At 75.0% G+C, this 14027-nt stretch carries 14 protein-coding genes; 6 read left to right on the top strand and 8 right to left on the bottom strand.

What is annotated here, in order from left to right:
• The first annotated feature begins 25 nt into the window (after positions 1-25).
• Genes dhaK through ABT092_RS20650 form a run of 3 tightly spaced genes read left to right on the top strand, consistent with a single transcriptional unit; the run spans position 26 to position 2125 of the window.
• Positions 26-1018, top strand: a complete 993-nt coding sequence (gene dhaK / locus ABT092_RS20660; protein ID WP_351245881.1) for a dihydroxyacetone kinase subunit DhaK — start codon at positions 26-28, stop codon at positions 1016-1018.
• Between the two features lie 38 nt (positions 1019-1056).
• Positions 1057-1683, top strand: coding sequence for a dihydroxyacetone kinase subunit DhaL (gene dhaL, locus ABT092_RS20655; RefSeq protein WP_351245879.1), 627 nt, complete (start codon positions 1057-1059; stop codon positions 1681-1683).
• Positions 1676-2125 carry a PTS sugar transporter subunit IIA domain-containing protein gene (locus ABT092_RS20650; protein ID WP_502968470.1) on the top strand — a complete coding sequence of 150 codons (450 nt, stop codon included), beginning with the start codon at positions 1676-1678 and terminating at the stop codon, positions 2123-2125. The genes dhaL and ABT092_RS20650 overlap by 8 nt, the downstream gene beginning before the upstream one ends.
• A gap of 16 nt (positions 2126-2141) precedes the next feature.
• Here ABT092_RS20650 and ABT092_RS20645 read toward each other — a convergent pair whose 3' ends face one another.
• On the bottom strand, positions 2142-2894 hold the full coding sequence (locus ABT092_RS20645) for a glycoside hydrolase family 75 protein (protein WP_351245877.1): 753 nt from the start codon (positions 2892-2894) through the stop codon (positions 2142-2144).
• A gap of 236 nt (positions 2895-3130) precedes the next feature.
• On the opposite strand from ABT092_RS20645, the gene ABT092_RS20640 reads away from it, so the two are divergent.
• A complete protein-coding gene (locus ABT092_RS20640; RefSeq protein WP_351245875.1) occupies positions 3131-4138 on the top strand; it encodes a fibronectin type III domain-containing protein in 1008 nt (335 codons plus the stop codon).
• Positions 4139-4328: 190 nt separating this feature from the next.
• A complete protein-coding gene (locus tag ABT092_RS20635; protein ID WP_351245873.1) occupies positions 4329-4850 on the top strand; it encodes a hypothetical protein in 522 nt (173 codons plus the stop codon).
• A 160-nt stretch (positions 4851-5010) separates the two neighbouring features.
• Here the strand turns inward: ABT092_RS20635 and ABT092_RS20630 are convergent, their stop codons facing one another.
• The 7 genes from ABT092_RS20630 to ABT092_RS20600 form a co-directional block, all read right to left on the bottom strand.
• Complete coding sequence (locus ABT092_RS20630) at positions 5011-5919, bottom strand: glycoside hydrolase family 19 protein (RefSeq protein ID WP_351245871.1); 909 nt, start codon at positions 5917-5919, stop codon at positions 5011-5013.
• Positions 5920-6234: 315 nt separating this feature from the next.
• Complete coding sequence (kdpA, locus tag ABT092_RS20625) at positions 6235-7884, bottom strand: potassium-transporting ATPase subunit KdpA (protein ID WP_351245869.1); 1650 nt, start codon at positions 7882-7884, stop codon at positions 6235-6237.
• A gap of 1 nt (position 7885) precedes the next feature.
• The gene (locus ABT092_RS20620; protein ID WP_351245867.1) at positions 7886-8782 is read right to left on the bottom strand and encodes a potassium-transporting ATPase subunit C; all 897 of its coding nucleotides are present in this window, start codon (positions 8780-8782) and stop codon (positions 7886-7888) included.
• Positions 8783-9054: 272 nt separating this feature from the next.
• On the bottom strand, positions 9055-9528 hold the full coding sequence (locus tag ABT092_RS20615) for an NUDIX hydrolase (RefSeq protein WP_351245865.1): 474 nt from the start codon (positions 9526-9528) through the stop codon (positions 9055-9057).
• A gap of 50 nt (positions 9529-9578) precedes the next feature.
• Complete coding sequence (gene lnt / locus ABT092_RS20610) at positions 9579-11180, bottom strand: apolipoprotein N-acyltransferase (protein WP_502968469.1); 1602 nt, start codon at positions 11178-11180, stop codon at positions 9579-9581.
• 67 nt (positions 11181-11247) lie between these two features.
• Positions 11248-11802 carry a hypothetical protein gene (locus ABT092_RS20605; RefSeq protein WP_351245863.1) on the bottom strand — a complete coding sequence of 185 codons (555 nt, stop codon included), beginning with the start codon at positions 11800-11802 and terminating at the stop codon, positions 11248-11250.
• A 73-nt stretch (positions 11803-11875) separates the two neighbouring features.
• Positions 11876-12703, bottom strand: coding sequence for a glutamate racemase (locus ABT092_RS20600; RefSeq protein WP_351245861.1), 828 nt, complete (start codon positions 12701-12703; stop codon positions 11876-11878).
• Between the two features lie 67 nt (positions 12704-12770).
• On the opposite strand from ABT092_RS20600, the gene ABT092_RS20595 reads away from it, so the two are divergent.
• Positions 12771-13958: a glycosyltransferase gene (locus ABT092_RS20595; protein WP_351245958.1), complete on the top strand. Its 1188-nt coding sequence runs from the start codon at positions 12771-12773 to the stop codon at positions 13956-13958.
• Positions 13959-14027: the final 69 nt, after the last annotated feature.

Below are 14027 nucleotides of genomic sequence, written 5' to 3'. Positions count from 1 at the left end.
CGCCGGAGCACCCCCGGGAGGAACCTTGCGCATGCTCATCAACGTCGCCGAGACCGTGGTGGCCGATGCCCTCCGCGGGCTGGCCGCCGCCCATCCGGACCTCGCCGTCGACGTGCAGAACCGGGTCATCGTCCGCCGGGACGCCCCGGTCGCGGGGAAGGTCGGCCTGGTGTCGGGCGGGGGCTCGGGGCACGAGCCGCTGCACGGCGGCTTCGTCGGGCCGGGCATGCTGTCGGCGGCCTGCCCCGGCGAAGTCTTCACCTCCCCGGTGCCGGACCAGATGCTGCGGGCCGCCGCCGCGGTGGACAGCGGTGCGGGGGTGCTCTTCGTCGTCAAGAACTACACCGGCGACGTGCTCAACTTCGACATGGCGGCCGAACTCGCCGAGGACGAGGGCATCCGGGTGGCGAAGGTACTGGTGAACGATGACGTGGCGGTCACCGACAGCCTCTACACCGCGGGCCGGCGCGGAACCGGCGCCACCCTGTTCGTGGAGAAGATCGCCGGTGCGGCGGCGGACGAGGGCCGGTCCCTGGAGCAGGTCCAGGCGGTGGCCCGGCAGGTGAACGAGAACTCCCGCAGCTTCGGGGTGGCGCTCGGTTCCGTCACCACCCCGGCCAAGGGCAGCCCGACCTTCGACCTGCCCTCCGGCGAACTGGAGTTGGGCATCGGCATCCACGGGGAGCCGGGGCGGGAACGTCGACCGATGATGACCTCGCGGGAGATCGCGGACTTCTCCGTGCACACCGTCCTGGACGACCTGGAGCCGCGCGACCCCGTCCTGGTCCTGGTCAACGGCATGGGTGCCACTCCCCTGTTGGAGCTGTACGGGTTCAACGCCGAGGTGCAGCGGGTGCTCGGGGAACGGGGGGTGCCCGTCGCCCGCACCCTGGTGGGCAACTACGTCACCTCCCTGGACATGGCGGGCGCCTCGGTGACGATCTGCCAGGTGGACGGGGAGCTGTTGCGTCTGTGGGACGCCCCGGTCAGCACCCCCGCCCTGCGGTGGGGACGCTGACCCTTCCGCCCGTACCGTCCCGTCTTCGAGGAGTGACCTTGCTGGACACCGAGTTCTTCCGCCGCTGGCTCCGGGCGACCGACGCCGCCGTGACCCGTGAGGCGGACCGGCTGACCGCGCTCGACTCCCCGATCGGGGACGCCGACCACGGCAGCAACCTGCGCCGGGGCTTCCACGCCGTGCTGGAGGCCCTGGACTCCCCGGAGGGGGCGGCCGCCACCACTCCCGGCGCGGTCCTGGTGCTCGCGGGGCGCCGGCTGATCTCCTCCGTCGGCGGCGCCTCGGGGCCCCTGTACGGCACGCTGCTGCGTCGTACCGGCAAGGCGCTGGGGGACGCGCCGGAGGTCTCCCGGGACGCGTTCGCGAGCGCGCTGCACACCGGCGTGGAGGCGGTGGCGGCCCTGGGCGGCGCCGCCCGGGGCGACAAGACGATGCTGGACGCCCTGGTACCCGCCGTCGAGGCGCTCACCGGCGGCGGGACGTTCGCGGCGGCCCGGGCCGCCGCCGACACGGGGGCCGAGGCCACCATCCCGTTGCTGGCCCGCAAGGGCCGGGCGAGTTACCTCGGTGAGCGCAGCATCGGCCACCAGGACCCGGGCGCGACCTCGTCCGCCCTGCTCGTCGCGGCGCTCGGCACGGCCCAGGGAGGCGGTCCGGGTGAGTGACGGAGGGCGGGAGGCGGGCCTGGCGGACGCGCGGCCCGGCGAACGGGTCGTGGGCATCGTGCTGGTCTCGCACAGCGCGGCGGTCGCCGCGTCGGTGGCCGCCCTCGCGGTGGCGCTCGCGGGCGGCGGTGCGCCCGCGCCGGTGGCGGCGGCCGGCGGCACCGAGGGCGGCGGGTTCGGCACCAGTGCGGAGTTGATCGCGGCAGCGGCGGCCCGGGTGGACCGGGGCGCCGGGGTGGCGGTGCTCGCCGACCTCGGCAGTGCGGTCCTCACGGTGAAGGCGCTGGTGGCGGAGGGCGACGAACTCCCGGACGGCACCCGACTGGTGGACGCGCCGTTCGTGGAGGGCGCGGTGGCGGCGGTGGTGACCGCGGCCACCGGTGCGGACCTCGCCTCGGGGGCCGCGGCGGCCACCGAGGCGTACGCCTACCGCAAGGAGTGAGGGCGGCGCGGACCGCTCAGCGGGGTGCGGCCGCTGCGGCCCGCCGGGCGACCAGGGCCCCGGCCCGCCGCTCGCCCTCGACGACGGCGGCCCGGTGGCTCTCGATCGGCTGCACCCGGGTGCCGGTGAAGACGATGTAGGTGACCTGGGACGGGGCCCCTCCGGTGCGGGGGTCGGAGGGGATGCCGAGGGCCTCGGCCGCCGCGTAGGACGCCTCGCCGATCACCTCGGCGGGTCCGACGTCCCCGACCACTGCGTACAGCACCCGGTCCCGGTAGACCACGGCTGCCGCGCTGCCGCCCCGGACCCCGTGGTCGGCGTACCGCCACCGGGGACCGGGGGCGGGCACCACGACGAACGGCAGCTCCTCGGCGCTGAGGTACCGGCCGTCCGACTGGGAGAAGGCCGTCTGGGCCAGGAAGTGGGGGTCGGTGCGCCGGTTGCAGTGCGGGCCGGGACGCCCGTCGCAGTCGATGTCCATGTCGGCCTCCCAGTGCACCTCCCCGGGCCCGGCGCACACCGGCACGGTGGCCCGGGGCGCCGAGGCGTCCGTGCGGTACCGGCCGCGCGAGACCTGGGTGGTGCAGCCCCGGACGGCCGCGAGGAGTTGGGCGGCGGTCACCGCCCCGTCCGGGGCGCTCCCGGGGGCGCTGCGGGCCTTCGCGTCCCCGTGCCGGCCGGGCGCGGTGGCGGCCTCGGGCGACAGGGCGCCGGGAACCAGCAGGACGGTGCCGAGCGCGGTGGCCAGGGCCACCGTTCGGGTGCGCACGATGAACAGACCCTCCGTAGACGAACCATGACGAACTGCCACACCACGGTTCCCGTTCGTCGCCCGCGCGCCACCGGGAGGGGGCCGTACGGGCGGACGGGCAGCCGATCACGCGGCGTGTCGTGACCCGTACGGCCCCGCACTGCCCATCGAGGAACGTGCGTCAACCCCTTGATGTGCGGTCACCTTCCATGCCATATAGGTCTGTACCATTGCGTCGACCGGAAGGCACCACCGTGCGCTCCATCCCCCCACGCCGCACGTCCCCCACCCGCCTGCCCCTGGCCCTGACCGCCACCGCCGTCCTCCTCACCTCCTGCGGCCTGACCGACGAGGGCCCCTCGGTGGCCCCGCCCGCCGCGCCGATCGGGGTGACCGTCCAGGCCGGCAGTTCCAGCAGCGTCCACCTCATGTGGAACCGGCCGGGGCCGGGCGCCAAGGTCGAGGGCTACGTGGTCTACCAGGGCGACAAGAAGGTGAAGGACCTGCCCGGCGAGCGGTACATGGTCGACATCGAGGGCCTGAAGCCGTCGGTCGCCTACTCCTTCACCGTCCGCGCCCGGGACGACCGCGGGACCCTCAGCCCGAAGAGCCGGCCCGTCAGCGTGACCACCCCCAAGGCCACCGTCGCCGACAAGAAGCCCCCGACCGTGCCCGGCGGGCTCACCGGCCGCGCCCAGGGCGGCCGGAGCGCACTGCTGACCTGGCAGGGGTCCACCGACGACCAGGGCGTGGTCTCCTACGACGTCTACCAGTCGGGCACGAAGATCCACAGCGCCGGCCCGAAGGACACCCGCACCGTGGTGACCGGGCTGCGCCCCGGCACCGCCTACGTGTTCACCGTCAAGGCCCGGGACGCGGCGGACAACTCGTCCGCGGCGGGCCGTGAGGTGCGCCTGACCACCGCCGAGGGCCCGGACGACATGCGCGGCACCGCCCCGACCGACTTCCGGGCGACCTCCCGGGACGAGTCCGGGGCGTACTACCTCGACCTGTCCTGGGACCCGCCGAAGACGGACGCGGTCGTCATGCAGTACCGCATCCAGCTCAACCGCAAGCAGACCACCTCCCTGGTCTGGGGCGGGGAGCCGCCGAAGGGACGCGCCGAGCACCGGTTCTACCTGGACCGGAAGAAGGGCGTCAGCTACCGGGTGCGCATCCAGGCGATGCTGCCGGACGGCACCTACGGCGAGTACTCCGAGGAGCGGACCGTGGTGACCGGGGAGACCGCCCCCGGCCGCTGACCCGGCCCGATCCGCGTCCGGGGGAACCCGCCGTTCCCCCGGACGCAGGAGCGCGTCACCTGCCCGGGCCGTGCCCGCATGCGGGCCGCCCCGGGTGGCCGTTGGCTCGGTTCAGGGCAGCACGGGCGATTCCCCACCCTCGGCGGCGCACGGGACGTTCCGCCGACCGTGCCGTCCGGAGGGCAGACACATGCGCACCACCCAGATATCCGTCCGCGCCGCACTGGTCGTGGCCGTCGCGGCGCTCCCCCTGGCACCCGCCGCCCCGGCGGTCGCCGGGGGCACCGGCGTCTCGGGCATCAGCGCCACGGTCAACGGGTCGACAGTGCAGGTCAGCACCGCGGCCTGCCCGCAGGGCGGCACCGCCTCGCTGCTGACCGGCACCCAGGCGGCCTTCGCCCAGGGGCGCCAGATCGACCTCGGTGCGGGTGCCACCCAGTCCGGGAGTTGGACCGACGTCGGCTCCGGCACGTACACCGTGGCGGTGGTGTGCGGCAACGGCACCACGGCGGGGACGCAGTCGGTCACCGTCAACGCGGTTCCCGCGCTCTCCGCGACGGCCGCCCCGGCCGCCGCGGTGCGGGGCGGACTCGGCGGCGGTTCCACCGACCACCGGAGCCTCACCCTGGTGGGCGGCGGGGCGCTGGTCGCCGCCTCCGCCGCCGGCACCGTGCTGTACCTGCGGCGCCGGGCACGCCCCGGACGGCGCTGAACCGTCCGCCCGCCCGCGGCCGTCGCCCCGCCCTCCGGGACCGGGCGGCGGCCGCGGTGCGCGCCGCCGGGCCGGGGCGGGCCGGACGGGGAACAGCAGAAGCGCCCGGGGGACGGTTCACCCCGGGCGCCCGCTGGTCAGTGGCCGCCGAACGATCGCGTCAGCAGGACAGGTTGCCCCCGGTGCCCACGCCGAGGATCGCGGCGAAGCGCTGGTAGTTGGAGATCCGGCTCTGCACCTGGGCCGGGTTGCCGCCGTTGCACTCCAGGGTGCCGTTGATGCTGCGGATGGTCTGGCCGAAACCGGCTCCGGTGACCATGGCCTGGTGACCGGTCATGGTGCCCGGGCCCTTCTGGGTGTTCCAGTACCACAGGGCGGTCTTCCAGGCGACCGCCGGGTCGTTCTGCACCAGCCAGGGGTTGCGCAGCAGGTCGATGCCGAGCGCGTCGCCGGCCGCCTTGTAGTTGAAGTTCCAGCTGAGCTGGATGGGGCCGCGACCGTAGTAGGCGGCCTGGCCCGCGGGGCAGCCGTAGGGCTGGGTCGAGTCGCAGTAGTGCGGGTAGTTGGCGGTGTTCTGCTCGACCACGTGCACCAGGCCGCCGGTCTCGTGGCCGATGTTGGCGAGGAAGGCCGCCGCCTCCTGCTTCTTGACGGTGTCGCCGCCGGTCATCGCGAACTCCGGGTAGGCGCTGAGCGCTTCCTTCAGCCCGGCGTAGGTGTAGAAGGAGTTGCGCCCCGGGAACATCCGCTGGAACTGCGACTCGGTCACCACGAAGTCCCCGGCGGGGGTCTCGGGACCGCCGGGGCCGCTCTCGCAGGGGTGCGGGTTCCAGAACCAGGTCGAGACGGTGGGGTCGTAGCCCGGGTTGGCGTGCTCCGCGACGTACGCGTTGCCGTCGCGGTAGCGGACGATGTCACCGGCCGCGTAGGAGGCGCCCTGGGTCCAGGACGGGTAGCTCGAACAGAGGGCCGCCGGTGCCGCCGCGGCCTGGGTCGCCGGGAGCCCGACGGTGAGGCCGGTGGCGACGGCCAGGGAGGCGAGCGCGGCGCTGAGACGTCGCTGGGGCATGCGGTTCTCCTCGTGCGGTGCGGCCTGGCCCGGAGCCGTGACGGCTCTGCTGCGCATCGACCGGTGGGGCGGCTGGTGCACGACGGGCGGACCGCGGTGGGGGGTGGGCTGCCACTCCATCGCATGTGGTCTGTACCAGTCAAGGGTTCAGACCATTCTGCCTGTCGGATTCGCCCGCGGGGCGGGGACGAACCGCCCCCCTTCGCCACAACCGCCCCCCGATCCGGACCGGCTGAGTCACTCTCACCGAGGTTTTCCTTCAACTCTCTTATGTCTCACTTAATCTGATGAACCGTCATGTTGTGCCGGATCCGTTCAGCCGAGCCCCTCGGCCACCGGCCCCAGGGAGAGCGCCGGCAGGTAGTTCAACAGCGCCAGCAACAGGGCCACCGCCGTGGTCAGGGAGACGAAGGCGGCTCCGCCCGTCCGGAGCGTCCCGGCCGACGGGGCGACCGTCCTCCCCCGCGCCAACCGGCCCGCGAGGAAGAGCACCAACGCCATCGGCAGGTAGCGCCCGACGAGCATCGCCCCGCTCATCAGCACCTGGTGGAAGTCGGTGGTCCCGTCGAAGCCCGCCATCGCGCTCCCGTTGCCGGCCGCCGAGGAGGTGTACGCGTAGATGAGTTCGGTCAACCCGTGCGGTCCCGCGTTCCCCATCGAGGACGCCCCGTGCCCCAGCACCAGGGACAGTGCGCAGCACAGCAGGACCGTGCCGGGCGCGACCAGCAGGTACAGGGCGACGGAGCGGATCTCGTGATGGCCCAGACGCTTGCCCAGGTACTCGGGGGTGCGGCCGACCATGAGCCCGCCGATGAACACGGCGACCAGCACGGCCATCAGCAGCCCGTACAACCCGCTGCCGGTGCCCCCGGGCGCGATCTCCCCCAGCAGCATCGCGCTGAGCAGGGTGCCGCCCCCGAACGCCGTGAAGCTGTCGTACGAGGCGGCGCCCGCCCCGTCCGCACTGGCCGCGGCAGCGACGGCGAACAAGGTCGAACCGGACACCCCGATGCGGGCCTCCGTGCCCTCGTGGGCGCCCCCCACGGCCTGCGGGACGGTTCCGCCGGCGGCGCCCTGGGCGGCGGAGGCGGCCCCCAGCAGGAGCAGGAACAGCACGCCGACCACGGCCAGCAGGGTCCACCCCTGCCGGGTGGACCCGACCAACCGTCCGTAGGTGCGCAGGAACGCGGTCGGGACCAGCAGCATCAACACGACGGAGAGCGCGTGCGACCACGCCGAAGGGTTCTCGAAGGGATGGGCGCTGCTGGCGTTGAAGAACCCGCCGCCGTCGCCCGACAGCAGCTTGATCGGTTCCCAGGAGCCCACGGGCCCGCCGGGCAGGACCTGTTGGCCCCCCGCGACGGTGGTCACCGACTCCGGCGCGCCCAGGTGCTGGGGGACGCCCAGCGCGATGAACGCCAACCCGGCGAGGACGGAGAGCGGCAGCAGCACCCGCAGCAGGGTCCGGGTGAGGTCGACCCAGAAGTTGCCGAGCGCATCGGTGTCCCGCCGCACCAGCCCCCGGACCAGGGCGAGCGCCACGCAGATCCCGACTGCGGAGGAGGCGAATGCCTGGGTGCCGAGGCCCGCCATCACCGCCAGGTGACCGGTGGCGGACTCGGCGGCGTAGTTCTGCCAACTGGTGTTGGTGGTGAAGCTGACGGCGGTGTGCAGCGCCGTCCGCCACGGCATCCCCGCGTGCCCCGTGGACCAGGGCAGCGACCCCTGGAGCGTCAGCAGGGCGAACAGGGCGGCGATGCCGACCGCCGAGAAGGCCGCCACCGCGGTCAGGTAGTGCCGTGCGTGCTGCTCGCGGTCGGGGTCGACGCCGAAGAGCCGGTACAGGGCCCGCTCGACGCCCAGGTGCCGGTCCCCGTCGAGGGCGCGGGCCAGGTAGTCGCCGAGGGGGACGTGCAGGGCGACGACCACGGCGAGCACGAGGCCGCTCTGGAGCCAGCCGTGCACCTCACGCCCCCCGGACGGGGGCGAGGCGGTCGAGGGCCGCGTTCAACGAGACGACGTTCACCACCGGTTCGCCGAGCACCCCGAGGGCCCGCCCCGTGGTGTGCGCGGCGACGAGCTCCCGCACGGTGGCCCCGTCGAGCCCCCGCCGAGCGGCCACCCTGGCCGTCTGGAGCCGGGCGTAGGCGGGGCTGATGTGCGGGTCCAGCCCGCTTCCGCTTGCGGTGACGGCGTCCCCGGGGACCGCGGGACGGGCCGGGGCGCCACCGCGCACGGCGGTGACCGCCGCCCGCGGATGGGCCTCGCCGGGACGGGCGCACTCGACGGGCGCACCGGCGTGCCGGAGGCGGAACGGTCGTACCGGGCAAGGCTCGTTGAGGCTCACGACCCGGGTGACCCGGCCGGTGGCGCCGTGCTCGCGGTACACGCCGAGGACGGCGCCGACGCCGCCCTCGGTGCAGTACGGCCGACCGCCGTCGACGCCCTCCCGTTCGCCGATGGCCCTGCTGCGGGAACAGACCTGGGTCAACAGGCTCGGCGCACCGGGTCCCCGGTCGGTGGGCGGGGCGTCGACGACGGATTGCGGACCGAGGTTGCCGGCGGCGGAGGCCGACGCGTCGTGCCCCGCCCCGGCGGACGAGGGGCGGGGCTGGAAGAAGGCCGGGAGCGGCTCCCCGTCCTCGTCGGCGAAGGACTGGCCGAGCAGCGTGCTGCCGCGGACCCGGCCGTCCGGGTCGGTGAGGAGCCCGCCCGGGGCGCCGTCGCGCAGGCCGGGCAGTCGGGCGGCGGCGGTCATCGCCAACGGGTGGGCCAGGCCCAGCAGGAGGGTCAGGGCCAGCACCACGCGGAGCGCGGTGAGCGACGGCCGTGCCCAGGCGGGGGGCCGGAGGTGACGGTTCATGGCGCGTGCCTCGGGATCGACGGCCCGGACACGGAGGGACTCGGACGCCGGGCGGGGCGGAATCGTGCGGGCCCGACGCTAGGCGCGCCCCGCCCGGTGCCCCAGCGCCCATGACGCGACGCATACGGCGAACCGACGGGTCCTGACGGGACGCTGACGTGGTGGCCGGAATCCCCTCACCTTGCCGGGCGGACGCGGTCCGCCCGGCAAGGTGAGGGGCACCGCAGGACCGCGGCCGTCCGAAGGGACGCGTGCGTGCGCTGCCCGTCAGTTCACGGACCGGGCTCGAACCAGGTGGGGGCGTCGGCCAGGGCGTGCTTGATCCGGGACAGGCTGAACTCGTCGAGGTCCGGCAGGGCGTCGAGGGAGAACCAGCCGACCTCCAAGGACTCGTCGTCGTTCACCCGGGCCCGTCCTCCCACCGCCCGGCAGCGGAAGGTGATGTCCATGTACTGGCAGACGTCGCCGTTGGGATAGGCCACCGGCTCCAGCGCCTCGACGAGCACCACGCGCTCCGCAACGCAGCGCACCGCCGTCTCCTCGTACACCTCGCGCACCGCGCAGGCCGCGGGCTGCTCGCCCGGGTCCGGGATGCCGCCCACCAGCGACCACCGGAGGTTGTCGCTGCGGCGACCGACGAGCACCCGGTCCGCGTCGTCGAAGACGACGGCCGTCACGCCCGGGAGCCAGAGGAGTTGCTGTCCCGCGGTGGCACGGAGGGTGGAGATGAATTCAGGAGTAGCCATGGAGCCGACGATAGGGCCTGCCGCGGTGCCCGGACGCCCGCCGGTCGGGTTCACCCGGCGGCGGTCCCCCGCGCACGCACCCGGGCGAGGAGCGCCAGGCCGAGCCCTCCGGCGGCGACCACCACCAGGAGCAGTTCGGGCAGGGCCCCCAGCCGGGTGGCGGGGGTGGTGTCGGAGCGCAGGGGCACCTCGGCCACGAGCGAGTCGGCGGTGAACAGCTCGGTGCGGTCGACCACCCGCCCGTCCGGCATGATCACGGCGCTCACGCCGCTGGTCACCGGCACCACCACGGTGCGACTGTGCTCGACGGCCCGGACCCGGGACATCGCCAGCTGCTGGTGGGTCATCTCGCTGCGCCCGAAGGTGGCGTTGTTGCTCGGCACCGACAGCAGTTGGGCGCCCTCGTTCACGGTGTCCCGCACCGCCCAGTCGAACGCGGCCTCGTAACACGTGGCGAGGCCCACCCGGGCGCCCGCCATGGTGAAGACGCCCGGCTCGGAGCCCCGGCTGAAGTCCTGTCGGACCATGCTCGCGTCGCTGCTCACCGCGGTCACGATCGAGCGCAGCGGAAGGTACTCGCCGAACGGCTGGATCTGCCGCTTGTCGTAGGTGTCGACCGGGCCCTTCTCGGGATCCCACAGGACCTGCTGGTTCCACAGCCTGCCGTCGTCGGAGGTGACCACCGCGCCGACCGAGATCGGTGCGCCGATCGCGGCGACGGCCCGCTCCACGGCCCGGCGCGCGTCGGCGTTGCGGAACGGGTCGATGTCGGAGGAGTTCTCCGGCCACAGCACCAGGTCCGGCCGGGGGACCCGGCCGCGCGCCACCTCCGAGGCCAGCCGCTCGGTCTCCTTCACGTGGTTGTCCAGGACGGCCCGGCGCTGGTCGTTGAAGCCGAGTCCCAACCGGGGCACGTTGCCCTGGACCGCGGCGACGGTCACGCTGCCGTCCTCGGCCGCGTCGCTGACCAGGGGCCGGGCGGCGAGGGCGGCACCGACGGGCAGCGCCACCGCGGCCGCGGCGACCGCGGCGGTCCCCCGCCGTACGGCGGGGCCGCTCCGGGCGACGGCACCCAGCCGCAGTGCCTCGTACAGTCCGAAGCCGCACAGCACGACGGCGAAGCCGAGCACGGGGGTCCCGCCCAGCGCGGCCAGCGGCAGGAAGACCCCGTCCGCCTGGCCGAAGGCGACCTTGCCCCAGGGGAAGCCGTCGAAGGGGACGCGCGCCCGGGCCGCCTCGCCGGCGATCCACAGCGTCGCGGCCCACAGCGGCCAGCCGGGCAGCCGGGAGACCGCCGCCGCTCCCGCGCCGACCAGCGCCGTGAAGACCGCTTCGATGGCCACCAGCGCGAGCCAGGGCCCCGGGCCCACCTCGACGCCCGTCCACACGAGCAGCGGCAGCAGGAAGCCCAGCCCGAAGACGTAGCCGAGGCCGAGCCCGGCCTTCCAGGACCGTCCGCGCACCGCCCAGGCGAAGCCGGCGAACGCGGGCGGCGCCAGCCACCACAGGGTGCGCGGGGGGAAGCTGGTGTAGAGGAGCAGTCCGGAGAGCGCGGCGACGACGACGGGCGCCAGTCGCCGTGCCCAACGGCGTTCCCGGGCGGCGGTGGCGGGCGGCCCGGGCTCTTCGGTCACGGTGGCGGTGGCGGTCACGTCAGGAGTCTACGACCAGGCACGACCGGGCCGCGGGGGCGTCCGGGGGCCGTCGTGGGCGGAGGGCTCAGACCGCGGCGGGGGCGGTGGGCGGGCGCAGCCGGTCGCGGATGACCCGCACGGCCGCTTCGGCGTCGTCGACGGTGACGGTGAACTTGCGGCCGTCCCCGAGGCTGAGCACCACGCCCTCGCCCCGACGGACGATCACGGCGGTGCCGATCTCGGGTCGCCAGCGGTAGCCCCAGCCGCCCCACTGGCGGGGGGTGACCGCGGGGGCGAAGTCGGCGCCGACGACGTGGGCGAGCGGGATGCGGCGGCGCGGCAGCCCCATGTGGCCGCAGCGGACCTCCAGGGCCTCCTGGTCGACCCGGACCGCCACGTGGACGAAGGCGAGCGTGCCGAAGAGCACGAGCAGGCCGGCCGCGATGCAGCCGACGACCGACATCACCAGGGCGAGGACGCCGTTGTCCCACTCGGACACCACGGCCAGTTCGATGCCGAGGGCGAGACAGGCGGCGCCTGCGAGGGCGAGCAACCACTGCATGCGGTTGCTCGCGCGTCCGGTCCAGATTTCGACGGGGGCTCCGGTGGGGCCGCCGTCGCCGTGCGGGTGGTCCCTCATGGTGTCGAGGGTACCGACGAACATGGCGCCCGGCCCGGGCTCACGGAGGGTGACCACCGGGGTGCGGAACCGGCTATCGCGCCTGGTAGGCGGCGGCCAGCAGCCGCCCTTCGGGGTAGCTGAGGGCTCGTTCGGTGAGCCGGCCCGGGCGTCCGCCGTGCAGCACTGTGACCGATCCGACAGGGGCGGCGGTCGGGTCGGGGGCCGCGCCGATGCGACGCAGTGCCTGGGCCGCGACGGCGCCCGCCGAGCCGTGCAGGAGCAGGGCCGGGCGGCCCGGGGAGGCGGGGGCGGTGACGGGGCCCGCGGTCACCGCGGCGCGGCGTGCGAGGGCGGTGCGGACCTGTTCGGCGACCAGTTCGTAGTGGGTGCAACCGAGGACGACGGCGCCTACGCCGTCCGGGGTACGGTCCGCCGCGGCGGCGACCGCCCGGGCGACGGCGTCCGCGTCGGCCGATTCGATGGCGTCGGCGAGACCGGGGCAGGGCACCGCGGTGACCTCGGCGCCCGCGGCGAACTCGGTGATCAGTGCCCGCTGGTAGGCGCTGCCGGTGGTGGCGGGGGTCGCCCAGATGGCGAAGGGGGCGCCGGCCGCGGCGGCCGGCTTGATCGCGGGCACCGTGCCGATGACGGGGAGCGAGGGTTCGAGGCGGGCCCGCAGCGCGGGCAGGGCGTGCACGGAGGCGGTGTTGCAGGCGACGACCAGGGCGTCGGCGCCGTGCGCGGCGGCGGCTTCGGCAACGGCCAGGGCGCGCCGGGTGAGGTCCTCGGGGGTACGGGGTCCCCAGGGCATTCCGTCGGGATCCGAGGAGAGGACGAGATCGGCGTCGGGGCGCAGTCTGCGTACCGCCGCGGCTGCGGCGAGCAGTCCGATGCCGGAGTCCATGAGCGCGATCTTCACCCGGTCACCATAGACGATGGGCACCGCGCGGCCCGGGGCCTGGGGCAGACTGCGCGGGGTGAGCGCGATGGTGTGGTGTGCCGCGGTGTCCGCCGCCGCCTGGGCCTGGCTGCTGCTCGGGCGGAGCTTCTTCTGGCGCACCGACGTGCGGCTGCCGCCGGGGCGGGAACCGCGGGCGTGGCCCGCGGTCACCGTGGTGGTGCCGGCCCGGGACGAGGCGGCCGTCCTGCCGTCGAGCCTGCCCACGCTGCTGGCGCAGGACTATCCGGGACCGCTGCGGGTCGTCCTGGTCGACGACGGCAGCACGGACGGCACGGGGGCGCTGGCCCGGGAGCTGGGTGCGCGCCGCGGGGGTCCCCCGCTGACCGTGTCCTCGCCGGGCGATCCGCCGCCGGGGTGGACCGGCAAGTTGTGGGCGGTGCGCCACGGCATGGCGCTGGCCCGCGCGGACGGGCCGCGCTACCTGTTGCTCACCGACGCCGACATCGCCCACGACCCGGGCAGCCTGCGGGACCTGGTGGCGGCGGCCGAGCGGGGCGGCTACGACCTGGTGTCGCTGATGGCGCGGTTGCGGGTGACCAGCCGCTGGGAGCGGCTGGTGGTGCCGGCGTTCGTGTACTTCTTCGCCCAGCTGTACCCGTTCCGCCGGGTGTCCCGCCGGGGTGGTCGTACGGCCGCGGCGGCCGGGGGGTGCGTCCTGCTGCGGACCGCGGCGGCCGAGCGGGCGGGCGTGCCGGAGGCGATCCGGCACGCGGTGATCGACGACGTGTCCCTGGCGCGGGCGGTGAAGTCCTCGGGCGGCCGGATCTGGCTCGGGCTGGCCGACCGGGTGCACAGCGTGCGGCCCTACCCGCGGCTGGCGGACCTGTGGTTGATGGTGGCGCGCAGCGCGTACTGCCAGCTCCGCTACCACCCCCTGCTCCTCGCGGGGGCGGTGGTCGCACTGGTGTGGGCGTACCTGGTGCCGCCGGCGGCCCTGGTCGTCGGGTGGGCGGCGGGGGGTGCGGCGGGGGTGGTCTCGGCCGTGCTCGGGGGGTTCGGGTGGCTCGTGATGACGGTGACGTACGTGCCCGTGCTGCGGTACTACCGCCAACCGTTGCTGCTGGCCCCGACCCTCCCCTTCACCGCGTTGCTCTACACGGCGATGACGGTGGACTCGGCGGTGCGGCACCACCGGGGGCGGGGGGCGGCGTGGAAGGGGCGCACCTACCCGCGCCCCGGGCGGTTGTCGGGTCCGCGTCCCGAGGAGGGGTGAGGCGGCCCGTCGTGTTCGGCGCGCCGCGATTGCGGGTAGGGAGAGGAGCGCCGCGGAGTCGGGCGGGGG

Source organism: Streptomyces sp. NPDC002490 (assembly GCF_040296045.1).
Taxonomy (GTDB): Bacteria; Actinomycetota; Actinomycetes; order Streptomycetales; family Streptomycetaceae; genus Streptomyces.
This window is presented reverse-complemented; position numbering and strand designations above follow the sequence as displayed.